This is a genomic window from Stenotrophomonas sp. GD04145 (assembly GCF_029835135.1).
GTDB lineage: Bacteria > Pseudomonadota > Gammaproteobacteria > Xanthomonadales > Xanthomonadaceae > Stenotrophomonas > Stenotrophomonas maltophilia_P.
In genome coordinates, this window is the sequence record NZ_JAODZG010000005.1 from 59,424 (window position 1) to 84,103 (window position 24,680).

Annotated in this window: 18 protein-coding genes and 1 pseudogene; 2 read left to right on the forward strand and 17 right to left on the reverse strand. The window is 66.9% G+C overall.

The genetic code is table 11. The features are described 5' to 3' along the window. Positions 1-60 precede the first annotated feature (60 nt). Positions 61-516 (forward strand): CopD family protein, encoded by a 456-nt coding sequence (locus N7367_RS04445; RefSeq protein ID WP_065181382.1) that lies wholly within the window; start codon positions 61-63, stop codon positions 514-516. Positions 517-747: 231 nt separating this feature from the next. Next, positions 748-3,144 (forward strand): autotransporter outer membrane beta-barrel domain-containing protein, encoded by a 2,397-nt coding sequence (locus N7367_RS04450; RefSeq protein WP_279941820.1) that lies wholly within the window; start codon positions 748-750, stop codon positions 3,142-3,144. Between the two features lie 121 nt (positions 3,145-3,265). Here N7367_RS04450 and N7367_RS04455 read toward each other — a convergent pair whose 3' ends face one another. From N7367_RS04455 to rpsB, 17 genes and pseudogenes are all read right to left on the reverse strand, one after another. Continuing rightward, positions 3,266-4,225 (reverse strand): acetyl-CoA carboxylase carboxyltransferase subunit alpha, encoded by a 960-nt coding sequence (locus tag N7367_RS04455; RefSeq protein WP_053519898.1) that lies wholly within the window; start codon positions 4,223-4,225, stop codon positions 3,266-3,268. Positions 4,226-4,375: 150 nt separating this feature from the next. Next, entirely contained in the window at positions 4,376-7,966 is a 3,591-nt protein-coding gene (gene dnaE, locus N7367_RS04460; RefSeq protein WP_065181172.1) for a DNA polymerase III subunit alpha, read from the reverse strand. A gap of 265 nt (positions 7,967-8,231) precedes the next feature. Next, the gene (locus N7367_RS04465; protein ID WP_065181173.1) at positions 8,232-8,891 is read right to left on the reverse strand and encodes a ribonuclease HII; all 660 of its coding nucleotides are present in this window, start codon (positions 8,889-8,891) and stop codon (positions 8,232-8,234) included. Further along, a pseudogene (lpxB, locus tag N7367_RS04470) lies at positions 8,888-10,051 on the reverse strand (lipid-A-disaccharide synthase); the annotation flags it as partial. The gene N7367_RS04465 and the pseudogene lpxB, both read right to left, overlap by 4 nt. A 92-nt stretch (positions 10,052-10,143) precedes the next feature. Beyond that, entirely contained in the window at positions 10,144-10,935 is a 792-nt protein-coding gene (gene lpxA / locus N7367_RS04475; RefSeq protein ID WP_053519894.1) for an acyl-ACP--UDP-N-acetylglucosamine O-acyltransferase, read from the reverse strand. Between the two features lie 18 nt (positions 10,936-10,953). Beyond that, the gene (gene fabZ, locus N7367_RS04480) at positions 10,954-11,412 is read right to left on the reverse strand and encodes a 3-hydroxyacyl-ACP dehydratase FabZ (RefSeq protein WP_053519893.1); all 459 of its coding nucleotides are present in this window, start codon (positions 11,410-11,412) and stop codon (positions 10,954-10,956) included. Then, on the reverse strand, positions 11,409-12,431 hold the full coding sequence (lpxD, locus tag N7367_RS04485) for a UDP-3-O-(3-hydroxymyristoyl)glucosamine N-acyltransferase (protein ID WP_279941821.1): 1,023 nt from the start codon (positions 12,429-12,431) through the stop codon (positions 11,409-11,411). The genes fabZ and lpxD overlap by 4 nt, the downstream gene beginning before the upstream one ends. A 441-nt stretch (positions 12,432-12,872) precedes the next feature. After that, positions 12,873-15,293: an outer membrane protein assembly factor BamA gene (gene bamA, locus N7367_RS04490; protein WP_279941822.1), complete on the reverse strand. Its 2,421-nt coding sequence runs from the start codon at positions 15,291-15,293 to the stop codon at positions 12,873-12,875. 74 nt (positions 15,294-15,367) lie between these two features. Beyond that, positions 15,368-16,726 (reverse strand): RIP metalloprotease RseP, encoded by a 1,359-nt coding sequence (gene rseP, locus N7367_RS04495; protein ID WP_053518305.1) that lies wholly within the window; start codon positions 16,724-16,726, stop codon positions 15,368-15,370. A 60-nt stretch (positions 16,727-16,786) separates the two neighbouring features. Next, positions 16,787-17,977, reverse strand: coding sequence for a 1-deoxy-D-xylulose-5-phosphate reductoisomerase (dxr, locus tag N7367_RS04500; RefSeq protein WP_279941823.1), 1,191 nt, complete (start codon positions 17,975-17,977; stop codon positions 16,787-16,789). Between the two features lie 2 nt (positions 17,978-17,979). Then, positions 17,980-18,816 (reverse strand): phosphatidate cytidylyltransferase, encoded by an 837-nt coding sequence (locus N7367_RS04505; RefSeq protein WP_074900963.1) that lies wholly within the window; start codon positions 18,814-18,816, stop codon positions 17,980-17,982. After that, positions 18,813-19,580, reverse strand: a complete 768-nt coding sequence (gene uppS / locus N7367_RS04510; RefSeq protein WP_065174698.1) for a polyprenyl diphosphate synthase — start codon at positions 19,578-19,580, stop codon at positions 18,813-18,815. The genes N7367_RS04505 and uppS overlap by 4 nt, the downstream gene beginning before the upstream one ends. Before the next feature lie 5 nt (positions 19,581-19,585). Then, the gene (gene frr, locus N7367_RS04515; protein ID WP_053518312.1) at positions 19,586-20,140 is read right to left on the reverse strand and encodes a ribosome recycling factor; all 555 of its coding nucleotides are present in this window, start codon (positions 20,138-20,140) and stop codon (positions 19,586-19,588) included. A 97-nt stretch (positions 20,141-20,237) separates the two neighbouring features. Then, entirely contained in the window at positions 20,238-20,966 is a 729-nt protein-coding gene (pyrH, locus tag N7367_RS04520; RefSeq protein WP_053518314.1) for a UMP kinase, read from the reverse strand. A 120-nt stretch (positions 20,967-21,086) separates the two neighbouring features. Further along, entirely contained in the window at positions 21,087-22,622 is a 1,536-nt protein-coding gene (locus N7367_RS04525; RefSeq protein ID WP_111185787.1) for a GGDEF domain-containing protein, read from the reverse strand. A gap of 203 nt (positions 22,623-22,825) precedes the next feature. Next, positions 22,826-23,704 (reverse strand): translation elongation factor Ts, encoded by an 879-nt coding sequence (tsf, locus tag N7367_RS04530; protein WP_053518318.1) that lies wholly within the window; start codon positions 23,702-23,704, stop codon positions 22,826-22,828. Between the two features lie 125 nt (positions 23,705-23,829). Next, the gene (gene rpsB, locus N7367_RS04535; protein ID WP_053518321.1) at positions 23,830-24,636 is read right to left on the reverse strand and encodes a 30S ribosomal protein S2; all 807 of its coding nucleotides are present in this window, start codon (positions 24,634-24,636) and stop codon (positions 23,830-23,832) included. Between the last annotated feature and the right edge of the window lie 44 nt (positions 24,637-24,680).

Consider the following 24,680-nt stretch of genomic DNA (forward strand, 5'->3'; position numbering starts at 1 on the left):
GGTACACCGGCTCGCCATGCGAGAATGGCCGCCACCTACGCCAGCCGCTGGAGCGAGCGCATGCAGAGCTACTACTGGGTCAAGACCTTCCACATCGTGTTCGTGGTGGCGTGGATGGCGACGGTGTTCTATCTGCCGCGCATCCTGGTGAACCTGGCCGAGGCGGCGGGACAATCCGCGGTGGTCGAGCGCCTGCAGCTGATGGGCCTGCGTCTGTACCGTTTCGGCCACTCGATGTTCGGCCTGGCCTTCGTCCTGGGACTGGTGTTGTGGTTGGGCTACCGGGTCATTCCGGACTTCCCGACGATGGTCGCGCCGGGCGGTGCCGGCTGGCTGCATGCCAAGCTCGGCCTGGTGGTGCTGCTGCTGGTCTACTTCGGCTGGACCGGCCGCCTGCTCAAGGGCGTCGCCAAGGGCCGGCCTCTGCCGTCCTCGCGCGCGCTGCGCTGGATCAACGAAATCCCGCTGCTGGCCTTCATTCCGATCGTCTGGCTGGTGCTGGCCAAACCCTTCTGAGCCGGCGCACATCGCGCACCTCCAGATGAATCGCCGCGTAACCTGACAAGCGGCGCGGCGCGCCTTGCAACAAATTGCATGGGCCCCGCCCGTGCGTCTCCAGATACTGCGCGCCTTCGACACAGCGGCTGCCTGCAGCAGTCCCGCCATCGCTCCACGTGGGCACAGGCTGGATTGCGAGGTACTGCACGCACGCTGTGCCGCCTACGTGCCCCCCTCTGGAGATCCGTCATGAAATACACCCATCGTTCCGCTGCACGCGGGCGTTCTCTTGCGTTGCGTCCGCTCTCGCAATGCCTGCTGCTGGCACTGGCCCTGCCGTTGGCCCAGCACGCTTCTGCCGGCAACCTCAACGGCGAGGACCACGAGGTGGTGCAGGGGGATCCGATCGAGGCATGGCAGGTGACCAATGGGTCCAACCTGACGGTGACCGACGCGTCCACTTACGGCATCAATGCGACCTACGGCTCCAACGTCGTGCTCACGCGTGCGGATGTGCTGGTCCGCAATGCCAATCAGAACATTCACGTGCAATCGGGTTCCAGCCTGATCGCGCGCAACAGCCGCATCGACCTGGGCATGACCCAGTTCAACATCTCGGTCGATTCGTCGGCACGCCTCTACAACACGCGGATCGATTCCATCGGTGGTGCCATCGCCTTGTACCCGGAATTCCGCGGTGGACAGGGCGACGTGTACCTTCTGATGGACAACTCCCACCTGGCGGTGGCGCACCGCGACAGCACTGCCTGGTACCACAACATCGGTCTGAGTATGGGCGCGGGCAGGGCTGACATCGTCAACGGTTCGACGATCCGGGCCAGCCGCAACGGCGCCGTCATGTACTTCGAATATCGGGGTGCGGACAACCTGGTATTGAACGTCGACAATTCCACCCTGGAGTCGCAGACCGGCCCGGCGATCTGGGTCAATCCCGATGTCGACTGGGGCAGTCCCGATGCCGACGTCGACGGCGAATCAGCCGAGATCAACATCCGCAACGGTGCGCGCCTGATTGCCGGCGATGGCACGCTGCTGCTGGTCAAGCATGGCGAGGAGGGGCAGGTCGGCAACGTTGCTGTGCGCTTCAACGTGGAGAACGCGGCGCTGACCGGCGACATCATTGCCGATCGCGCCTCCTACACGGGCCAGCTGGATGTCTCGCTGCGCAACCGCGCCACGCTGATCGGCCGCATCGTCGATGCGAGCTCGGTGGCGGTGGGTGAGCAGAGCACCTGGCAGCTGACCGGCGACAGCAGTGTCGGCCGTCTGCAGCTGGATGCGGGCAGCATGGTCAAGCTGGGCGATGGTGCGGGCGGTTTCAATACGCTGTCCCTGGACGAGTTCGTTGGTAACGGCGGCACGCTGGTGTTCAACACGGTGCTTGGCGAGGACGACTCGCAGACCGACCGCCTGGTGATCGCCGGTGATGCGACCGGGCAGGCCAATGTGCGCGTGCTCAATGCCGGCGGCCAGGGCGCGCAGACCGACAAGGGCATCGAGCTGATCGAGATCAACGGCGCGTCCGACGCCCAGTTCGACCTGGTCGGCCGTGCGGTCGGCGGGCAGTACGAGTACTTCCTGTTCAAGGATGAGGCCGACGGCAACTGGTACTTGCGTTCGGAACTGCCGGTGACGCCGCCGGATCCCTGTGACCTGGATCCGTCGCTGCCCGACTGTGACCCGACCGGTCCGATCAATCCCGATCCGAAGCCGGTGCTGCGCCCGGAGACCGGCGCGTACCTGGCCAACCAGTACGCCGCAGGGCAGTTGTTCCGCCTGCAGCGCAGTGATCGCGACGGCAATGCGGCCGTTGCCGAGGGTGTGCACGGCTGGGCACGCGTGGACAGCCAGCAGGCGCGCCTGGGGGCCATGCAGGAGCAGCTGGACCTGCGCACGCAGCGCCATGTGGTGCAGGTGGGCGCAGACGTGGGGCTGTTCGATGAAGGGCGTGGCCGCCTGGGCGTGATGCTCGGTAGTGGGCGTGCCGACAGCACCAGCACCTCGGCGCTGACCGGCTTTGCGGCACGCGGCAAGGTCGCCGGCGTGGCCGCAGGGGTGTACGGCAGCTGGAACACTGGTCGTGCCTATGTGGACAGCTGGGTGCAGCACGGCCGCTTCAACAACCGGGTGGAAGGCGATGGCCTGGCTGCCGAGCGCTACGACAGCGACCTGTGGCAGGGTTCGCTGGAGGCGGGTTACCGCTTCGGCGTCGGCACGCTGGGCGACAGCAGGGTCAGCCTGCAGCCGGAGCTGCAGCTGGTCTACACCAACGTCAGCACGGATCGACATACCGAGCAGAACGGCACCGTGGTGCGTGGCCTGGGCGAAAGTGGCCTGTCCGGCCGCCTCGGCCTGCGCCTGGAAGCGGAATCGACCGGCACGCATGGCGCCGTGGTGACCCCGTACCTGACCGCCAACTGGTATCGCGACGCCCGCACGGGTGGCATGGCGTTCGATGACGTGGCCATGGACAGCGACGCGCCGCGCAACCGCTACGCGCTGGGTGCAGGCGCGCGGGTGGAATTCGCCAAGGGCTGGACGGGCTGGGGCGGTCTGGACGTGAGCCGCGGTGACTCCGGCTACCGCGAAGTTAGCGCCACGCTGGGCATGTCCTACAACTGGTAAGCAGATCGGCGTACGGCGGGTCCGTACGCACAGGAACAGGGACGTATCGCCACACGGATGTGGCACCTCTGGAGCCGGGCATTGCCCGGCTTCAGGCGTTACCGTGCAGCCGAAGCAGCGATTACGCGGCCTCGTAGGTGCCGTAGCTGCGCAGGCGCTTGTAGCGCTGTTCCAGCAGTTCCCCGGTGGACAGCTTGTCCAGCGCGTCCAGCTCGTTCAGCAGCACGGCCTTCAGGCGCCGGGCCATCTGCGTCGGGTTGCGGTGGGCGCCGCCGGTCGGCTCGCGCACGACCTTGTCGACCAGGCCCAGGCTCTTCAGGCGCGGGGCGGTCAGGCCCAGCTGTTCGGCCGCGTCCTTGGCCTTGCCGGCGTCCTTCCACAGGATCGAGGCGCAGCCTTCCGGGGTAATGGTCGAATACACCGCGTACTCCAGCATCACGGTGCGGTCGCCCACGCCCAGTGCCAGCGCGCCGCCCGAGCCGCCTTCGCCGATCACGGTGCAGATCACCGGCACCTTCAGTTCGGCCATTTCCATCAGGTTGCGCGCGATCGCTTCGGACTGGCCGCGCGATTCGGCGTCGATGCCCGGCCAGGCGCCGGCGGTGTCGATCAGGGTCAGCACCGGCAGGCCGAAACGCTCGGCCATCTTCATCAGGCGCAGCGCCTTGCGGTAGCCCTCGGGCTTGGGCATGCCGAAGTTGCGCTTGATCTTCTCCTTGGTGTCGCGGCCCTTCTGGTGGCCGATGACCATCACCGCGCGGCCATTGATGCGGGCCAGGCCGCCCATGATGGCCTTGTCGTCGGCAAAGGCGCGATCACCGGCCAGTTCCTGGAACTCATCGAAGATGATGCGGATGTAATCGGCGGTGTAGGGCCGCGACGGGTGGCGGGCCAGCTGCAGCACCTGCCAGGAGGTCAGGTTGCGGAAGATCTGTGCGGTACGCATGCGCAGCTTGTCCTGCAGCGCGTGCACTTCGGCCTCGACATTGACCGCCGGACCGGCACTGGCGTTGCGCAGCTCCTGGATCTTCGCTTCCAGGTCGGCGATGGGTTGCTCGAAGTCGAGGTAGTTCGGATTCATCGGAAGCCGTCGTGTAAAGAAGGAGGAAAGTGTAGCCGAACCCGGTGAAATTCCCCGTACGCCCCTGTCTGGAGCGTACGGAGGGGCTGGCCGGCAGGCAGCGCGCTGCCTTGGCCGCGCCGGCTGGACGCGGGACCTGGCGGGGCGGGATCAGCTGGCCCAGGGCGGGCTGTAGCGCACCTTCAGGGTGCGCACGGCCGGGTCGGCGCGCAGCGCTTCCATCAGCTTCGAGTCGATGCGCACGGCGCTCTGTCCGGACACGTCGAGCATGCCGGCGATGCCACCGTGCGGGCCCTTCAGCAGCAGGTCCAGGCGCAGGGGCGTGCGGCCGGGGCGATGGCGGTCGAGCAGGGCATCGATGCGCTCCCACACCGGCCGCTGCTGGCGCAGGTCCAGCCGCAGCGACAGGCGCGTAGCGTAGTTGGCGCAGACCTCATCGAAATCCCAGCACTGGCGGATGCGCAGGGCGTAGCCACCGTTGAATTCGTCTTCACGCAGGCCGCCCTTGACCACCAGGATGCGGTCCTTGGTCATCAGGTGGCCGAACTCGGCCAGGGTGTCGGAGAACGCGCTGCACTCCACGCGTCCACGCCCGTCCTCGAGCTGGATGAAGATCTGGCTTTCGCCCTTGCGGCGAACGCCGACCACCTGGCCGGCCAGCACGGTCTGCACTTCCGGCCGCCACCGCTTCTCACCGCCACCACCACCGCCGCTGTTGGCGCTCCAGATCTTTTCCACCGCGCCCAGATCGTTGCCGACCAGATCGCGCACGTCGTCGCGCCACGGATCGAATGGATGGCCGCTGAGGTAGAAGCCCAGCGTGTCGCGCTCGCCGTTCAGGCGCTGCAGCAGGGGCCACTCTTCGGCCTCCGGCAGGTCCAGCTGGATCGTCGCCGCGCTCGGGTCCGGCCCACCGAACAGCGAGTTCTGCCCGGAGGCGCGCTCGCGTGCCATCTGCTCGGTGGCCTTGATCACTTCCGGCAGCTGCAGCATCAGCGAGGCGCGGTTGCGGCCCAGCTCATCCAGTGCGCCGCAGTTGATCATCGCTTCCAGGGTGCGCCGGTTGAGCTTGGCCGAGCCGACGCGGGTACAGAAATCGAGCAGGTCGGTGTAGTTTCCGCCCCGCAGCCGCTCGTCCACCACCGCTTCGCAGGCACCCTGGCCGACACCCTTGATCGCACCCAGGCCGTACTGGATGGTGTCCGGCGTGGCTGCCTCGAACATGAAGGCGGACTGGTTCACCTTCGGCGGCAGCACGGTCAGGCCGAGGTTGCGCACCTCGTCGAGGAAGCCGACCACCTTGTCGGTGTTGTCCATGTCCGAAGACAGCGTGGCCGCCATGAACTCGGCCGGGTAATGGCGCTTGAGCCACGCGGTCTGGTAACTGACCAGCGCGTAGGCAGCGGCGTGCGACTTGTTGAAGCCGTAGCCGGCGAACTTCTCCATCAGGTCGAAGATCTCGTCGGCCTTGGGGCCGTCGACGCCGCCCTTGGCCGCGCCCTCGCGGAAGATCTCGCGGTGCTTGGCCATTTCGGCCGGCACCTTCTTGCCCATCGCACGGCGCAGCAGGTCGGCGCCACCCAGCGAGTAGCCGCCGACGATCTGCGCCATCTGCATCACCTGCTCCTGGTACACCATGATGCCGTAGGTGTCCTTGAGGATGGCTTCGGTGCGCGGATCGGGATAGATGATTTCTTCCTGCCCGTGCTTGCGCGCGTTGAAGGACGGAATCAGGTCCATCGGGCCGGGGCGGTACAGCGACACCAGCGCGATCAGGTCTTCGAAACGGTCGGGGCGTGCGTCCTTCAGCAGGCGGCGCATGCCGGAGGATTCGAACTGGAAGACCGCACCGGTGTTGCCGTTGGCGAAGATGTCCTTGTAGGTCGGCGCGTCGTCCAGCGGGATCGCCGCGATGTCCACCGGCGGAATGCCGGCGCGCGCGTGGCGCTTGTTGATCGCCTTCACCGCCCAGTCGATGATGGTCAGCGTGCGCAGGCCAAGGAAGTCGAACTTCACCAGGCCCACTTCTTCCACGTCGTTCTTGTCGAACTGGGTGACCGGGTTCTTGCCGATGCCGTTCTCGTCGTGTTCGGCGTACAGCGGGCAGAACTCGCTCAGCGGCTCGGGGCCGATCACCACGCCACCGGCGTGCTTGCCGGCGTTGCGGGTGAGGTCTTCCAGCTGCAGCGCCAGATCGATCAGGTCACGGACATCGTCTTCGGTTTCGTAACGCTGGATCAGCTCGGCCGATGCCATCTCCGAGCCCGGGCCTTCCTTGCCCTTGCCGAGCGCATCCTTCAGGTGGATGCCGAGGATGTTCGGGATCAGCTTGGAGACGCCGTCAACCAGGCCATAGGGGAAACCGAGCACACGGCCGGAATCGCGCACCACGGCCTTGGCGGCCATGGTGCCGTAGGTGATGATCTGGCTGACGCGTTCGCGCCCGTATTTGCGCGCGACGTAGTCGATCACTTCGTCGCGGCGGTCCATGCAGAAATCGATGTCGAAGTCGGGCATCGACACGCGTTCCGGATTCAGGAAGCGCTCGAACAGCAGGTTGTAGGGCAGCGGATCCAGGTCGGTGATCTTCAGCGCCCACGCCACCAGCGAACCGGCACCGGAACCACGGCCCGGGCCGATCGGGATGCCCTGGTTCTTGCCCCACTGGATGAAGTCGGCCACGATCAGGAAGTAGCCGGGGAAACCCATCTTGATGATGGTATCGAGCTCGAATTCGAGGCGCTCGAAGTACTCCTCGCGGGTCTTGCCCGGCGCCAGCGGATTCTTCTGCAGGCGTTCTTCCAGGCCGTCGCGCGACATCTTCTGGATCCAGGTATCCAGGGTCTCGTCGTCCGGCACCGGGTAGTTGGGCAGGAAGTAGGTGCCCAGCCGCATCTCGATGTTGCAGCGCTCGGCCAGCGCCAGCGTGTTGTCGATCGCATCGGGGATGTCGGCGAACAGCGCGCACATCTCCTCGGCCGACTTCAGGTACTGCTGGTCACTGTACTCGCGCGGCCGCTTGGGATCGTCCAGCACGCGGCCGGTCGAGATGCACACACGTGCCTCATGCGCGCTGAAGTCCGACGGTGCAAGGAAGCGCACATCGTTGCTGGCCACCACCGGCAGGCCGCGCTGGCCGGCGGCCATCAGCGCGAAGCGGTTGAAGGCCTCCTCGCCATCGCGGCCGGTGCGGGTCAGCTCCAGGTGCAGGCCATCGCCGAACACCCGCTGCCAGTCGGCCAGATGCTGCTCGGCAAGGTCGTGCTTGCCGTCCAGCGCCAGGCGCCCGGCCAGGCTCTCGCGCCCGGCCAGCGCGAACAGGTTGGCGTTGCCCGCCTTCAACCAGTCCGGATGCACGGCGACGCCGCCTTCCGGACGATGGCCCTCCATCCAGGCACGGGTCAGCAGCCGTGACAGGCTCAGGTAACCTTCGCGGTCGCGGCAGAGCAGGGTCATCCGCCACGGGTCCTGGCCCTCCTCGGCGATCATCACGTCGGCGCCGGCGATCGGCTTGATGCCCACGCCTTCGGCTGCCTTGTAGAACTTGATCAGGGCGAACAGATTGTTGAGGTCGGTCACCGCCAGCGCGGGCAGGCCCAGCTCGACCGAGCGTGACAGCAGGTTGGCCTGCTTGGCCTTCTTCGGGTCGGCCTGGTCCGGCTTGGCCGGCACACGGATGGTCGAGTCCGCCAGCGAGAACTCGGTGTGGACGTGGAGATGTACGAAGCGGGAGTTGGACATGCCGGACCAGGTTGGAGCGCGGGGGCCCCGGGTGCCGACGGGAGTTCGTCGCCGGGGTCGGGAAGCGCTGGAATGCCCGGTCAGGGTAGCGAGGGCAGGGGGAGGCGACAAGCTCTTGACGACGCGTCGATTGCGCGAACAGGCCGCCGGGCATGGCCCGGCGCTACCGCCGCAATGTGGGCGCACGATGCCGCCGGGCATGGCCCGGCGCTACCGCCGCAATGTGGGCGCACGATGCCGCCGGGCCATGCCCGGCGGCGGTTGTTCAGGCGATGGCCGCCGCCGCCGGGTTTTCCAGGCATTCACGCACCGGGGCGAAACTGCGCCGGTGCTCGCCACAGGGGCCGTGTTCACGCAGTGCCGCCAGGTGGGCCGGAGTGCCGTAGCCCTTGTGCTGGTCGAAACCGTAGTGCGGATGCTGTACGTGCAGGTCCTGCATGTACCGGTCGCGCGACACCTTGGCCAGGATCGAGGCCGCCATGATCGCGCGGTCGATGCCATCGCCACCAACCAGCGCCTGCGCCGGCAGTACCAGCCCCTTCGGAACCACGTTGCCGTCGATGCGGGCGAAGCCGGCCACGTGGGCCACGGCCGCCACCACGTCGCGCATGCCCTGCAGGGTGGCCTGGTAGATGTTCAGGCGGTCGATCGCTGCTACGTCCACCAGCACCACATGCCAGGCCAGGGCGCGATCGATGATTCGATCGTACAGCTGCTCGCGGCGCGCGGCGGTGAGCTGCTTGGAGTCATCCAGGCCGTTGATGCGCGGGCGGGCAGGATCGAATACCACCGCCGCGACGGCGACCGGCCCGGCCAGCGGGCCACGGCCGGCCTCATCGACACCGGCGACCAGGCGGTCCGGTTCAACCCGCAGTGAACCGTCGAACAGGGCCAGGCTGGCTGCGGCGGCGTGGCGGCGGCTCATGCCTTGTCCAGTTCGCGTACCAGCAGCTCGCCGACAGCGTCGGCGGCGCGTGCCGAGGCATTGCGGCGCAGGCGTTCATGCAGGCGCGAATAGGTTCCCTGCAGGTCGGCGGCCCGTTGCGGATGGTCGAACCACTGCTGGATGGCGGCGGCCAGCTTGTCCGGCGTGCAGTCGTGCTGCATCAGCTCCGGTGCCAGGTCCTGGCCGGCCAGGATGTTGGGCAGGGCGAAGCGGTCGACCTTGATCAGGCCCAGCGCCTTGACCAGGCGGTAAGTCAGTTCGTTGACGCGATAGCCGACCACCATCGGCCGCTTCACCAGCATGGCTTCCAGGGTCGCGGTACCGGAGGCGAGCACCACCACGTCGGCGGCGATCATCGCGTCGCGGGCCTGGCCATCAAGCACATGCGAGTAGGCGACCGGCAGCGCCGAACGCGAAAGCTGTTCCTCGATCAGGCGACGGCAGGCGGCATTGGCGGCAGGCACCACGACGTGCAGCCCCGGAATCCGTTCGGAAACCTGCCACGCGGCCTCGAAGAACGGCTCGCCCAGGCGCGAGATCTCGCCCAGGCGGCTGCCCGGCAGCACCGCCAGCACCTTCGCCGTGGCCGGCAGGCCCAGCGCGGCACGGGCTTCGTCGCGGTTGCCCTGCAGCGGAATGTCATCGGCCATCGGATGACCGACAAAGCGCGCGTCGATTCCGTGCCGGGCGTAGATGGGGGGTTCCATCGGGAACAGGCACAGCACGAGGTCGGCACTGTTGCCGATCTTCTCGGCGCGCTTCTCGCGCCACGCCCAGACCGAAGGGCTGACGTAATGCACGGTGCGCACGCCACGCTGCTTCAGCCAGCGCTCGATGCCCAGGTTGAAGTCCGGCGCATCGATGCCGATGAACACGTCCGGCTGCCACTCGAGCGCGCGCTGGCGGAAGGCCGAGCGCAGCTTCAACAGGCGCGGCAGGTGGCGCAGGACTTCGGTCAGCCCCATCACCGCCAGTTCGCTGGCATCGTGCCAGGTCTGGCAACCGGCATTGCGCATGGCATCGCCGCCGATGCCGGCGAACTCGGCGTTCGGGAAGCGGGCCTTCAACTCGCGCACCAGGCCGGCACCGAGCAGGTCGCCGGAGGCCTCACCGGCCACCAGTGCGATCCGCAGCGGCCGCTCGCTGAGCACCCGCTGTGCAGGCACGCTGCCGGCCAGGGAGGCCAGCGGAATGACAGCGGCGCCGGCCGGCGCCTGGCCGGACGTGCTGCTCATCGCAGCAGGGGCCTCTCTGCATGTTCGATGAACTCCAGCATGGACTTCACGTCCTCGCTGTCGCGCGCCTGTTCCACCAGCTGCTGCTTGGCTTCGGCCAGCGGCAGGCCGGCCACGTACAGGGTCCGGTAGGCACGCTTGATGGCGGAGATGCGTTCGGCATCGAAACCGCGGCGCTTCAGGCCTTCACTGTTGATGCCGCGCGGGCGGCCCAGCGAATCGGAGCCCACCATGGTGAACGGCGGAACATCGCCGTTGGTCAGCGCACCCATGCCGAGGAAGGCGTGGGCACCGATGCGGCAGAACTGGTGGGCACCGGCGAAGCCGCTGATGATCACGTAGTCGCCGACAGTAACGTGGCCGGCCAGCGTGGTGTTGTTGGAGAACACGCAGGCGTTGCCGACGTGGCAGTCGTGTGCCACATGCGTATAGGCCAGCATCCAGTTGTCGTCACCGATCGTGGTGATGCCGCCGCCGCCGCCGGTACCGCGGTTGACGGTGACGAACTCGCGGAACACGTTGCGGTCGCCGATCACCAGTTCGGTGCGTTCACCGGCGAACTTCTTGTCCTGCGGCTCGCCGCCGATGGCTGCGTGGCCGATGAAGCGGTTGTCGCGGCCGATCCGGGTCGGTCCGAGAATGCTGCAGTGTGGGCCGACGACCGTGCCTGCGCCGATGTCCACATCGGCACCGATCAGGGTGAAGGCACCGACCTGCACATCGTCGGCCAGCCGGGCGGACGGGTCGATGACGGCGGTGGGGTGGATCCGTGGGGCGTTGTCAGTCATTCCTGGCTCCGTTATGGCTCAGCCCTTGGCACCGGCGCACATGACCTCGGCAGAGGCCACCACTTCGCCGTTGACCTTGGCTTCGCCGTAGTACCAGCCCATGTTGCGGATCAGCCGCTTCATCTGCACGTCCAGCAGCAGCACATCGCCCGGCACCACCTGCTTGTTGAAGCGGGCGTTCTCCACCTTGACCATGTAGAACAGCTTGGACTGCGCATCGCGGCCGAGCGAGAGCTGGGTCATCACACCGCCGGCCTGCGCCAGTGCCTCGATGATCAGCACGCCGGGCATGATCGGGCGGCCCGGGAAATGGCCCTGGAAGAACGGCTCGTTGATGCTCACGTTCTTCTGGGCAAGGATGCGCTTGGCGTCCACATCCAGCTCGAGGACCTTGTCCACCAGCAGGAACGGGTAGCGGTGCGGGATCAGCTCCTGGATCTGGAGGACATCGATCGGAAGCTGCAGCGTGTCGTTCATTCTTTCTCCTTGCTCACAGCCAGGATGCGCCGGGCCAGCGTATCGAGCTGCTTGAAGCGCGCGGCGTTCTTGCGCCACGTGCGGTTGTCGGTCAACGGGGTGCCGGACGAATACTCGCCCGGCTCATGGATGGAGTTGCGCACCACCGATTTGCCGGTGATCACGACCTTGTCGCAGATCTCCAGGTGGCCGACCACGCCTACGTGGCCGCCGAGCAGGCAGTAACGTCCGATCTTGGCGCTGCCGGCAATGCCGGTGCAGCCAGCGATGGCCGAGTGCGCGCCGATCTGCACGTTGTGTGCGATCTGCACCAGGTTGTCCAGGCGCACGTCTTCGTCCAGCACGGTGTCTTCCAGCGCGCCGCGGTCCACGCAGGTGTTGGCGCCGATTTCGCAGTCGTCGCCGATGCGCACGCCGCCAAGCTGCGGCACCTTGATCCACCTGCCCGCGTCCATCGCCAGGCCGAAGCCATCGGCGCCGAGCACGGCGCCGGGGTGGACGCGCACACGCTTGCCCAGCCGGACGCGGGTGACCAGGGTGACCCGGGCGATCAGTTCGCAGCCGTTGTCCAGGCTGCAATCCTCGCCGATCACGCTGCCGGTGCCGATGATGCAGTTCTCGCCGACCACGCTGCGGGCGCCGATGGACACGAACGGACCGATATGGGCGCTGGCTGCGACCTGGGCGGTGGGATCGATGATGGCGCTGGGATGGATGCCCGGCGGGCGCGTCGGTGCGATGTCGAACAGCGCGGCGATCTTGGCGAAGGTGGTGTACGGGTCCTTGGCCACGAGCGCGGCGCCGGGAGCCGCCTCGGCATCGTCGGCACGCAGCACCACCAGCGAGGCCTGGCTGTCGGCCAGCTGGGTGCGATAGCGCGGATTGGCGAGGAAGGTCAGCTGGCCAGGGCCGGCATGGGCGAGGGTGGCCACGCCATGGATGGCGGTGGCGGGGTCGCCATGGACCTGCAGGCCGAACTGCTCGGCGAGTTGCTGGGCGGTGTAGGAGGGAGTATTCACGGCGGGAGTTTAACGTGTGACGCCATTGCGGTCATGCGGGGGGCAGTTGTGCAGCCAACGGCGGGGCCCCTCGCGGCCGGCAGAGCCAGGCTCATGGGCTGGGTCGGACGGGTCGGGGCTGCGGGGGACGGCGCAAGTACGTCCATGTAGCCTTGATCGCCGCATCCATGCGGCTCACACCCCCGCAGCCCCGACCCGCCCGACCTCTGACAGCGTGGCGCGAGTGCCAGCCGCAGAAAACAGAAAAGATCAAAAGCAGATCGTGCGCTTCAGCCATCCGGGTTAAACGAAAACGCCGGGCAGAGCCCGGCGCTTCGTACCCCGTCTGGTGGAGAGCCCCCCTTCTGTTAAGGGGGGCGCGCCAGCGGCGCGGGGGATAGGGGGTAGGTCGGGACCCGCTGCTTGCGCAGCAAGCCGCGGCGCACCTTCGGTGGGCAGTTCTTAGAACTGCCCACCGAAGGTGAATTGCAGGCGCTCGATCTTGTCGTCGTCTTCCTTCTTCAGCGGGAACGCATAGCTGATCGAGATCGGGCCGACCGGGGCGCGCCACAGCAGGGCCACACCGGTGGACACACGCAGTTCGTTGGCCTTGAAGTTGTCGGCGCCGTTGTAGACGTTGCCGAAGTCGACGAAGGCCGACACGCGGGCCGACGGGCTGTCGAACAGACGCGGGAAGTAGGCTTCGATCGAACCGACGGTCTTCAGCGAGCCACCCAGCGGCTGGCCTTCGGGATAGCCGGAAGTGACTTCGCGCGGGCCCAGCGTGTTGTCCTCGAAGCCGCGCACCGAGTTGGTACCGCCGGCGTAGAAGTTCTCGTAGAACGGCAGGCCGCTGGCGGTGACCGTCTTCCTGTAATCCGGTGAGCCCGGGTTGCAGTTCACGGTCTGCACCGGGTTCGGGTTGGCCTCGGTCGGCGCGGTGTAGCAGAGATCGCGCGAGGTGTCCTTGCCATAGCTGTCGCCGTAGCCGATTTCCGCACGCGTGTTGATCACCAGCGACGGCATGATCGGCCAGTACTTGGAGATCTGGTAGTTCAGCTTGTAGTACTCGACGGTCGAACCCGGCAGCGTGGTCTCCAGGCCGATGCGCTGGTAGGTACCGCGGGTCGGCATGAAGTAGTCGTTGCGCGAGTCGCGTGCCCAGCCGAGCTCGGTGCGCCAGGCATGGAAGGTGCGGCGGCCGACGGCGTTGATGTAGTCGATGATCGATTGCGGCGTTGCGTTCTGGTACGTCGAGATCTGGTTGCTGTCGATGCCGAACATCAGCGAGACCGAGTCGGTTTCGGTCAGCGGCACGCCGAACACCACCTGCGCGGCACCGTTGGTGCTGTTGTACTGCGCGGTGTTGAAGTCGGAGTAGTCCAGTTCGCGCCAGGACAGGTTGTAGCCCAGCGACACGCCGTCATCGGTGAAGTACGGGTTGGTGTAGCTGAAGCCATAGCGCTGCAGGTAGCTGCTGCGCGAGGCTTCCACCGACACGCGGTTGCCGCCGCCGAGGAAGTTGTTCTGCGACAGCTGCACGGAGGTGGTCATGCCGTAGGACTGCGAGTAGCCCAGGCCGAACACGAAGCTGCCGGAGGTGGTTTCCTTGACGTTGTAGACGACGTCGACCTGGTCGTTGCTGCCGCTGACGGCCGGGGTTTCCACATCCACCGATTCGAAATAGCCCAGGCGCTGCAGGCGGATCTTGGAGCGGTCGATCGCGGCCTGCGAGTACCAGCTGTTCTCGAACTGGCGCATTTCGCGACGCATCACCTCGTCGGAGGTGCGGGTATTGCCGCGGAAGACGATACGACGCACCGACACGCGTGGGCCCGGCACCACCTGCATGTTGATGGCAACGGTCTGGTCCGCACGGTTGGTGGTCGGGATCGGGTTCACCTTGGCGAACGCGTAGCCGATGTTGGACAGCGAGTTGGTGATCGTGTCCGAGCTGAATTCCAGCAGCGCCCGCGAGAAGGTGTCGCCGGACTTCTGGATCACCATGCGCTCCACGTCCTCCTGCGGGAGGATGGTGTCGCCGCTGACCTTGATCTCGGAGATCTTGTACTGCTCACCCTCGGTCACGCCGGCGGTGAGGAACATGTCGCGCTTGTCGGGGCTGATCGACACCTGGGTGGAGTCGATGCTGAAGTCGACGTAGCCCCGGTCGAGGTACCACGAGTTCAGCTTTTCCAGGTCGCCGGACAGCTTTTCCTTGGAGTACTGGTCATCGCGGCGGTACCACGAGGCCCAGTTGTGCTCCTTGGATTCCCAGGTTTCCAGGATGTCCTTGCTGTCGTACTTCTCGGTGCCGACCAGGTTGACATGGCGGATCTTGGCCGCCTTGCCTTCCTTGATCGCGATGGCGATGTCCACACGGTTGCGGTCCAGCGGGCTCACCGTCGGGGTGATCTCGACGTTGTACTTGCCGCGGTCGTTGTACTGGCGGCGCAGTTCCTGGGTCACGCGGTCCAGACTCAGGCGATCGAACGTGCCGCCTTCAGTCAGGCCGATGTCGGACAGGCCCTTGAGCAGCTGGTCGGACTTGATGTCCTTGTTGCCGGTCACGGTCAGCTTGTTGATCGCCGGGCGTTCCTTGACCGTCACCACCAGGATGTTGCCCTGGCGGTCCAGCTGCACGTCCTCAAAGAAGCCGGTCTTGTACAGGGCGCGGATGGTTTCGCCGACCTTGCTGTCGGTGACCGTCTCGCCACGCTCCACCGGCAGGTAGGTGAATACCGTACCCGAGCTGATGCGCTGCAGGCCGTCGACGCGGATATCGCTGACAGTGAAGGGCTCGGCTGCCTGGGCCAGGGCGGGAGCGCCGGTGACGGCGGCGAGGGCGAGGGCCAGCAGGCGGCGATTGGGGAGTCGCGTCATGTCACGTCCGGTAGGAAGGTCGATTTCATTGGTGCGGGATGCCGACGCTGTAGACGGCAACAACGTGGAAAAGTTCATCGCGGGACCAGGCCGAGGATGTCGTTGTAGAACGCCAACCCCATCAGCCCGGCCAGCAACGCCAGGCCGATGTATTGGCCGGCGGCGATGGCACGCTCGCTCAGCGGGCTGCCCTTGACCAACTCGATAAGGTAATACAGCAGGTGGCCGCCGTCCAAGATCGGGATCGGCAGCAGATTGATGATGCACAGGCTCAGCGACAGCAGCGCGAGGAACTGCAGGAACCAGTCGAGCCCACGTTTGGCCGATACATTGGCCACACGGGCGATGGTGACCGGGCCGGAAACGTTCTGCAGCGAGGCCTTGCCGGTCACGATGCGGGCCATCATGCCCAGCGAGTCGGCGGCCAGCCGGCCGGTTTCACGCACCGCCACGGTGACCGCGTCCAGTGGCCCGTAACGCAGCAGGGTGTCGTAGGCCGGGCTGTAGGTGGTGGGGAAACCGACGCCGATCTGCCAGACCGGCTCGCCCTTGCCGTCCTTGCCCTGGCGCGGAGTCACTTCCAGTGCCAGCCGCTCGCCGCCACGCAGGACTTCGATCATGCCGGGGCCGCCGGTGCGGCCCAGGGCCTGGATTTCGCCGATCACCTGGTCGACGCTGTCAATGCGCTGCCCGTCGATGGCGACGATGAGGTCGCCCGGCTGCAGCTGGCCCGCAACAACGGAATCCGGTGTGAGCCTGTCGACCAGGGCTGGCTGCAGCCATGACTGCCAGTACAGGCCCGCCAGGATCGGCACCCGCCGTTCATCGAAGCCTGCCGGCAGCTGCGACAGCGGCAGGGTACGGGCATGCACCTGGTCACTGCGGTCGATCACGTCCAGCGTGACATCACGACGGTCCATCGCTGCCGCGGTCAGGGCCATGCTGGCCTCGCCCAGGGTGCTGACCGGGCGGTCGTCCACGCGCAGCACGCGGTCACCACTGTTGAGCCCCGCCGTCGCCGCGATGCCGCTGGTGCGGCCGAGGGTGGGCGAATAGTCCTGCTTGCCGATCACGAACATCGCCCACAGCAGCAGGATGCACAGCAGCAGGTTGGCGACCGGCCCGGCAGCAACGATGGCGATGCGCTGCCAGACCGTCTTGTGGTTGAACGCCTGGCCGCGTTCCTGCGGATGCACCTCGACTTCGCGCTCGTCGAGGAATTTCACATAGCCGCCCAGCGGAATCGCAGCAATGGCGAATTCGGTTCCATGCCGGTCGCGCCGCGACCACAGCGGCCGGCCAAAGCCGACAGAGAAGCGCAGCACCTTGACTCCGCACAGGCGGCCGACCCAGTAATGCCCGAGCTCGTGGAAGGTGACCAGCAGCCCCAGGCTGACAATCATCCACCAGACCGATCCGATGAAGTCAGTCATGCAGGCTCACGTTGGCGGGCAGGGGCGGCGTCGTCATGCAGGGCTGGGCAGGCGGGCGGTTCAGGCGGCGTCGATGGCGTTCAGGGTCAGCAGGCGTGCGCGCTGGTCGGCGGACAACAGGACCTCCAGTGTATCGGCTGGCTCGGTCGGCAGTGTTGAAAGAGCGTTAGCAACCAGCGCCGGGATGGTCAGGAAACCGATCCGGCCCTGAAGAAACGCTGAAACGGCCTCTTCGTTGGCGGCGTTCAGTATCGCCGGGGCGGTGCCGCCGGCGCGCATCGCCTGCCAGGCCAGCGCCAGGCAGGGGAAGGCCTCGGTATCGGGCGCCTCGAAATCCAGCCGGCCCTGCGCCAGCAGATCCAGCCCGGCCACGCCCGAGGAGATGCGTTGCGGCCAGCCCAGGCCAACGGCCAGGGTGGTGCGCATGTCCGGCAGGCCCATCTGCGCCAGGGTCGAGCCGTCGACGAATTCGACCAGCGAATGGACCAGGCTCTGCGGATGGACCAGCACCTCGATGCGTTCACCCGGCACGGCGAACAGGTGGTGGGCCTCGATCACTTCCAGGCCCTTGTTCATCAGGGTCGCGGAATCGACCGAGATCTTCGGCCCCATCGACCACTTCGGGTGGGCCACGGCCTGGGCCGGGGTGACCTGCGCCAGTTCGGCGCGGCTGCGGCCACGGAACGGGCCACCGGAGGCGGTGAGCAGGATCCGGCGCACCCCGGCGCCTTCGAGGCTGGCGTCGCGCGAGCGCAGGCACTGGAAGATGGCGCTGTGCTCGCTGTCGATCGGGATGATCTCGGCCCCGGCACGTTCGGCGGTACGGGTGAGCAGTTCGCCCGCCAGCACCAGCGATTCCTTGTTCGCCAGCAGGATGCGCTTGCCCGCGGCGGCGGCGGCCAGGGTCGAGGACAGCCCTGCCGCGCCGACGATGGCGGCCACCACGGTGTCGCAGGCGTCACTGGCGGCCAGCTGGTCAAGCGCTGCCTGCCCGGCGTGGGCCTGGGTCGCCAGGCCGGCCTCGCGCAGGCCGTCGCGCAGCGCAGGGTACAGGGCCTCGTCGGCGATCACCGCGTGCAGGGGCTGATGCTGGCGGCACAGTGCAAGCAGCGCCTGCACCTGGCGGCCGGCGGCAAGCACGGTGGCCCGGTAGCGCTGCGGATGGCGCGCGATCACATCCAGGGTGGAGGCACCGATCGATCCGGTGGCGCCGAACACGGCGACCCGGCGCAGGTCTGCTGCTGCATGCATGGTCAGAATCCGAAGATTTCCTTGCCCAGCGCGAACACCGGCACGGCTGCCAGGACGCCGTCGACACGGTCGAGCACGCCACCATGGCCCGGGATCAGGTTGCCCGAGTCCTTGGCACCGGCATGGCGCTTGATCAGGCTCTCGAACAGATCGCCCAGCACCGAGGCCAGCACGGCGACCACGGACGTGATCAGCAGGCCCGGCAGGTGGGCCAGGTCGATACCGGCCAGCCAGCCCAGGCCGACGGCCACGGCCACGCCGGCCAGCAGGCCGCCGACCAGGCCTTCCCAGGTCTTGTTCGGGCTGATGCGCGGGGCCAGCTTGTGCCTGCCGAAGCGGCGGCCGGCAAAGTAGGCGCCCGAATCGGCGGCCCAGACCAGCGCCAGGGCGGCCAGCAGCCACAGATGCCCCTGCTGGCCGGGCGGGTCGCCGCCGGCGTGGATCAGCACCAGTGCGGCCCAGGCCGGCACGATGGCCAGTGTGCCGGCCAGCAGCTTGAGGATGCGCGCGGGGCTGCCCGGCTGTGCACCGAAGTTGAAGAAGCGCAGCCAGACCAGCGCCGCCAGCCACCAGGCGACGCCGACCAGCGTGGTGATCTGGAACAGCACCAGGGTACTGCCGTCGGCCCAGACCAGCAGCACCATCAGCAGCAGGTTCAGTACCAGCAGCACGGTGCGCGCCAGGGTGTCTTCGACGTCGGCCAGCTTCAGCCATTCCCACAGGCCGATCAGCAGGACGGCGGCGGCCGCGGCGGCCAGCCATTGCGTCGGCAGCAGCAGGATCGCGGCAATGGCGACCGGCGCCATGATCAGCGCGGCGAGGACTCGGGTCTTGGTCATGGGCTGGACGTCTCAGTGGCCAGGGCGGCGATCTGGGCGCTGGTCAGGCCGAAGCGGCGCTCACGGCCCGCATAGGCATCCAGCGCCTGTTGCAGCATCGCGGCGTCGAAGTCCGGCCACAGTGCCTCGGTGAACCACAGCTCGGTGTAGGCCAGCTGCCACAGCAGGAAATTGCTGATGCGGGTGTCGCCACCGGTGCGGATGAACAGGTCCGGTGCCGGCAGGTCGGCCAGGGCCATCTGCCGGCCCAGCAGCGCCTCGTCGATCTGTTCGGGCAGCAGGCGCCCGGCCGCCACTTCGGCAGCCAGTGCGCGCGCCGCGCGGGCGATGTCCTGGCGGCCGCCATAGCTGGCGGCGATCGACAGGGTCAGCGTGGTGTTGCCGGCGGTGCGCTGTTCGGCCAGCTGCATGCGGCTGACCAGCGAGGCGCCGAAGCGCTCGCGCTCGCCGATGAAGCGCACGCGCACGCCCCGGCGGTGCAGCTCGTCCACTTCGCGGTCGAGCGCACCCAGGAACAGCTTCATCAACGCATCGACTTCGTCCTGCGGCCGGCCCCAGTTCTCGCTGGAGAAGGCGAACAGGGTCAGCGCCGGGATGCCCAGTTCAAGGCAGCGCTCGATGGTGCGGTTGACCGCGCGCGCGCCGGCACGGTGGCCGATCACGCGCGGGCGGCGGCGCTGCTGTGCCCAGCGTCCGTTGCCATCCATGATGATGGCGACGTGGCGGGGCAGGGCGGCCGGCAGGGGAGGCGGGACTGAAGGCATCGACTTCAGACCGACAACAGTTCCTTTTCCTTGTCCGCGACGACTTTGTCGACATCCTTGATGTTGCTGTCGGTCAGCTTCTGGATATCGTCTTCGCCGCGCTTCTTCTCGTCTTCGCTGATCGCCTTGTCCTTGACCAGCTTGGCGATTTCCTTGTTCGCGTCCTGACGGATGTTGCGGATCGCGATCTTGGCGCCTTCGCCTTCCTTCTGCACCTGCTTGACCAGTTCCTTGCGGCGCTCTTCGGTCGGCGGCGGCATGTTGATGCGGATCGCGGTGCCCAGCGTATTCGGGGTGAACTCGGCGTTGTACAGCCCCTTCTCGATCTCCTTGATCATGCTCTTGTCGAACGGCGTGACCAGCAGCGAGTGGGCGTCGGCGTTGGAGATCGAGGCGACCTGGTTCAGCGGGGTGCTGGCATTGCCGTAGGCATTGACGGTGACGCGGTCCAGCAGGGCCGGAGTAGCACGCCCGGTGCGGATCGAGGTGAGGGTGTGCTTCAGAGCGTCGATGCTCTTGGCCATGCGCGTCTGCGCGTTGTTCTTGATGTCGTTGAGCATCGCCCGGGTCCTGGATGTAACTGGAATCGGGCGATTATAGGCGAATACGGGACGCTGCCGGGCCTGGATCGGCCCGGGCGTCGCCTTGCGCTCAGGCTCAGGCCGGGTCGCGGCCCTGGACCAGGGTGCCGATGTTCTCGCCGCTGAGGATCTTCAGCAGCTCGCCCGGCTGGCCCATGTCGAACACCCGCATCGGCAGATCGCTGTCGCGGGCCAGTGCGAAGGCGGCCGTGTCCATCACTTCCAGCCCGCGGCGGATCACTTCGTCGTAGCTCAGGCTGTCGAAGCGGACCGCGTCGCTGTGCTTGTTCGGATCCTTGTCGTACACGCCATCGACCTTGGTGGCCTTGAGCAGCAGGTCCGCACCGATCTCGATGGCACGCAGGGCTGCGCCGGAATCGGTGGTGAAGAAGGGGCTGCCGACGCCGGCGGCGAAGATCACCAGCCGGCCTTTTTCCAGGTGACGGATGGCGCGGCGGCGGATGTAGTCCTCGCACACGTCGTTGATCTTGATCGCGCTCATCACGCGGGCCTTGGCGCCCAGCTTCTCCAGGGCGTCCTGCATGGCCAGCGCGTTGATGACGGTGGCCAGCATGCCCATCTGGTCGCCGGTGACCCGGTCCATGCCGCCGGCAGCGAGGCCGGCGCCGCGGAAGATGTTGCCGCCGCCGATCACCAGTGCCACTTCGGCCCCTGCCTGCTGGGCCTCGATCACTTCACGGGCCAGGCGGTTGATGACCTTCGGGTCGATGCCGTAGTCCTCGTCTCCCATCAGCGCCTCCCCGGAGAGTTTCAGCAGGATGCGGCGATAGGCGAGCTTGGACATGGGGACCTCGGGTGCGTGGAAATCGCGGGCGATTCTACGCGCATGCGGCGCCCGGCCAAAGTGTTTTGTGCACTGCGGCGCAAAATCGGCTGGATCGCCCCGCTCATCGGGGCGTCCCGTTCAGCCCGCTTCGAGGCCGGCAGTGGCGGACAGTTCGTCGTGGCCCAGCGCGCCGGGGGAGCGGGCGATCACCCGGTTGCGGCCCAGGTTCTTGGATCGATACAGCACGTCATCGGCGGCGCGCAGCAGGTCCTGCACGTCGGCGAAGCGTTCGTAGCCCCCCTGCGTGGCCACGCCGGCGGAGAAGGTGACGAACAGCGGCCCTCCCTCGAGTTCGGCCATCGGCGTGGCGACGATGTTCGCCAGTACGCGCCGGATCACCTCCAGCGCTACCGATTCGCTGGTATTGGGCAGCAGCGCCACGAACTCCTCGCCACCGAAGCGGGCGACGGTGTCGCTGTTGCGCAGCTGGCCCTGCAGTTTGCCGGCGAAGGCGCGCAGCACCTCGTCGCCGGTCAGATGACCGTGAGCGTCGTTGATCTTCTTGAAGTCGTCCAGGTCGATGAAGGCCACCGAAAGCGGCCAGCCATGCCGGCCGGCGCGCAGGAATTCCTGCTCCAGCACCGCTTCCAGCTGGCGCCGGTTGAGTACGCCGGTCAGCGCGTCACGGTGGGCCTGGTCGGCCAGCCGCTTGGCGCGCGCCTCGAATTCATCGGCGCGTCGCCTTGCCTGGTCGGCATCCTGCAGTTCGCGCAGGTTGCGCAGGGTGGCCAGCTCCTGTGCGTGATCGATCAGTTCGTGCACCCGGGCCGGAGAATTCAGGCCGGCTTCGAACAGGCTGGCGATATCGGGCAGGGCATCGCTGATGCGGGCCAGTACCTGGTCGAAGCGGGCGCTGTCCAGATCCAGGCGGTCATGCACCTGCTGCAGCGCCCGTTCGCGGGCCGCGTCGGCGTCGCCGTCCAGCCAGATGTCGGCGACCGCGCCGGACAGCTGCACGCACGCCTGGAAGGGCGAATCGGCGGCGTCCTCGTCTTCGCTGTGGCTGATGCTCTCCACCAGGTAGCGCGGCAGGCCCCACTGCTCGGCCACCCAGGCGCCGACATCGGCGTGGCTGCAGCCCAGCACGTTGCGCTCGCGGGCAACCAGGTCGAGGTTGTCGCGTGCTTCACGCAGCAGGGGCAGGTAGCGCTCGGCTTCGGCCTGGGCCAGGCACAGCACGCCCATGTCCTGCAGCAGTCCGGCCAGCATCAGTTCTTCCAGGCGGCGCAGCCCGCGCGCCTGGCCAAGCTGGCTGGCAGCCAGTGCACTGAGGATGCTGCGCTTCCAGGCCCGCTGGCGCAGGTCGTGATCGGCACCGCTTCCGGTCAGTCCCTGGGTGACCGTGAAACCCAGCGCCAGACTGATGGTGGCGTTGAGGCCCAGCATGGTCAGTGCCTGGCCGAGATTCTCGATGCGCCGCCGGCTGGCATACAGCGGCGAGTTGGCGATGCGCAGCATGCGGGCGCTGAGCGCCATGTCGATGGCGATGATGTCGGCGGCGGTGGCGATGTCCGCTTCCGGATCCTGGGCCAGTTCGATGATGCGCAGGGCAATACCGGGTGGCGAGGGAAGGTTGCGGCAGAGCGCCAGGGCAGCTGTCAGCTCGGGAGGCATGGCGGATCGTTCAATTCCATTAGGGCAAGAATACCTAGGAATTCATCACAGTCTGCGACTTTCTATCCTGCTATGTGACTGAGGATTCCCTGCGCCGAGTATCGGCCTGATTCGCGCGCAACGCAAAGTTCGCCGACGGCATAAAAAAAGAGCCGCGGTTCCCCGCGGCTCCTTCTGGTCGCTTCACAGCCGGAAGGCTGGACTCAGACCTGCATCGCCTTGGCAACTTCGGCGGCGTAGTCTTCCACCACCTTCTCGATGCCTTCGCCGACGACCAGCAGCTGGAAACCAGCGACGTCGGCACCGGCGGCCTTGACCACCTGCTCGACGGTCTTGTCGCCGTCCAGCACATAGGCCTGGCCGTACAGGGTCACTTCGCTGACGATCTTGTTGATCTTGCCGCTGATGATCTTTTCCAGGATATCAGCCGGCTTCGACTTGTCCTTCTCGGACATCTTGGCCAGTTCGATTTCCTTTTCCTTCTCGACGAAGTCGGCCGGAACGTCGGCGGCCTTGTTGTGCGGCGGCTTCAGCGCAGCCACGTGCATGGCCAGGCCGCGGGCCAGTTCGGCGTCGCCGCCGACCAGGTCCACCAGGACGCCGACCTTGCCATTGGTGTGGACGTAGGCACCCACGGTGTTGTTGCCGTCGACCTTGGCGATGCGGCGGATCTGGATGTTCTCACCCAGCTTCTGCACGGCCAGGGCGCGGGCTTCTTCGACGGTCTCGCCGGAGGCCAGCTTGGCGGTCTTCAGCGCTTCGACGTCGGCAGCGCCCGATGCCAGGGCGGCAGCGGCAACGGCGTCGACGAAGGTCTTGAAGTTGACGTCGTTGGCGACGAAGTCGGTTTCCGAGTTGACTTCGACCAGCACGGCCTTGCCGCCGTCCTGTGCCAGGCCCAGACGGCCTTCGGCGGCCACGCGGTCAGCCTTCTTGTCGGCCTTGGCAGCGCCGGACTTGCGCAGCAGTTCCGCCGCAGCGTCGATGTCGCCGGCGGCTTCGGTCAGCGCCTTCTTGCATTCCATCATGCCGGCGCCGGTGCGCTCGCGCAGTTCCTTGACCAGGGAAGCAGTGATTTCCACGGGATTACCTCACGAAAGAAAGGGGTTGGGCCGGCATGGTGGCCGGCCCGTATGACATGGTCCTGTCACGCGCCGAGGGCGGCATGCAGGAGGGGTGGGCGCTGGGGCCCACCCCGGGGCCTGGATCAGGCCTGGGCTTCGTCGCCCTTCTTGGCGGTCTTCTTGGCCGGAGCGCGACGGGCCGGCTTCTCTTCGCCTTCAGCGGCGGCTTCAGCGAACTCTTCCTCGCGCACCGAGGCGGCGTGCGGAGCAGCGGCCTTGCCTTCCAGCACGGCGTCGGCGGCGGCACGGGCGTACAGCTGCACGGCGCGGATGGCGTCGTCGTTGCCCGGGATGGCGTAATCGACCAGCTCCGGGTTGTAGTTGGTATCAACCACGGCGATCACCGGGATGCCGAGCTTCTTGGCTTCCTTGATGGCGATGTCTTCGTGGCCGATGTCGATGACGAAGATGGCGTCCGGCAGACGGTTCATGTCCTTGATGCCGCCCAGCGAGGCTTCCAGCTTGTCGCGCTCGCGACGCAGGCCCAGCACTTCGTGCTTGACCAGCTTCTCGAAGGTGCCGTCGGTTTCACCGGCTTCCAGTTCCTTCAGGCGGGCAACCGACTGCTTGACGGTACGGAAGTTGGTCAGGGTGCCGCCCAGCCAACGCTGGTTCATGAACGGCATGCCGCAACGCTCGGCTTCTTCCTTGATGGTTTCGCGGGCGCTGCGCTTGGTGCCCAGGAACAGGACGGTGCCGCGCTTCTGGGCAACCGACGAGATGAAGTTCATCGCGTCGTTGAACAGCGGGACGGTCTTTTCCAGGTTGATGATGTGGATCTTGCCGCGGGCGCCGAAGATGTACGGAGCCATCTTCGGGTTCCAGTAGCGGGTCTGGTGGCCGAAGTGGACGCCGGCTTCCAGCATCTGACGCATGGTGACCTGGGGCATTGCAGTACTCCTGATATGGAACCAGCGATTCCGCCCGCGGGACA

Excerpts from the sequence above, each read along its gene's own strand:
- frr (WP_053518312.1), bottom strand. The coding sequence starts at position 20,140 with ATGCTCAACGACATCAAGAACAACGCGCAGACGCGCATGGCCAAGAGC.
- pyrH (WP_053518314.1), bottom strand. The coding sequence starts at position 20,966 with ATGTCCAAGCTCGCCTATCGCCGCATCCTGCTGAAACTCTCCGGGGAG.
- rseP (WP_053518305.1), bottom strand. The coding sequence starts at position 16,726 with ATGACTGACTTCATCGGATCGGTCTGGTGGATGATTGTCAGCCTGGGG.
- bamA (WP_279941822.1), bottom strand. The coding sequence starts at position 15,293 with ATGACGCGACTCCCCAATCGCCGCCTGCTGGCCCTCGCCCTCGCCGCC.
- dxr (WP_279941823.1), bottom strand. The coding sequence starts at position 17,977 with ATGCATGCAGCAGCAGACCTGCGCCGGGTCGCCGTGTTCGGCGCCACC.
- N7367_RS04445 (WP_065181382.1), top strand. The coding sequence starts at position 61 with ATGCAGAGCTACTACTGGGTCAAGACCTTCCACATCGTGTTCGTGGTG.
- N7367_RS04455 (WP_053519898.1), bottom strand. The coding sequence starts at position 4,225 with ATGAATCCGAACTACCTCGACTTCGAGCAACCCATCGCCGACCTGGAA.
- N7367_RS04525 (WP_111185787.1), bottom strand. The coding sequence starts at position 22,622 with ATGCCTCCCGAGCTGACAGCTGCCCTGGCGCTCTGCCGCAACCTTCCC.
- N7367_RS04450 (WP_279941820.1), top strand. The coding sequence starts at position 748 with ATGAAATACACCCATCGTTCCGCTGCACGCGGGCGTTCTCTTGCGTTG.
- rpsB (WP_053518321.1), bottom strand. The coding sequence starts at position 24,636 with ATGCCCCAGGTCACCATGCGTCAGATGCTGGAAGCCGGCGTCCACTTC.
- fabZ (WP_053519893.1), bottom strand. The coding sequence starts at position 11,412 with ATGAACGACACGCTGCAGCTTCCGATCGATGTCCTCCAGATCCAGGAG.
- uppS (WP_065174698.1), bottom strand. The coding sequence starts at position 19,580 with ATGCCTTCAGTCCCGCCTCCCCTGCCGGCCGCCCTGCCCCGCCACGTC.
- N7367_RS04505 (WP_074900963.1), bottom strand. The coding sequence starts at position 18,816 with ATGACCAAGACCCGAGTCCTCGCCGCGCTGATCATGGCGCCGGTCGCC.
- lpxA (WP_053519894.1), bottom strand. The coding sequence starts at position 10,935 with ATGACTGACAACGCCCCACGGATCCACCCCACCGCCGTCATCGACCCG.
- N7367_RS04465 (WP_065181173.1), bottom strand. The coding sequence starts at position 8,891 with ATGAGCCGCCGCCACGCCGCCGCAGCCAGCCTGGCCCTGTTCGACGGT.
- dnaE (WP_065181172.1), bottom strand. The coding sequence starts at position 7,966 with ATGTCCAACTCCCGCTTCGTACATCTCCACGTCCACACCGAGTTCTCG.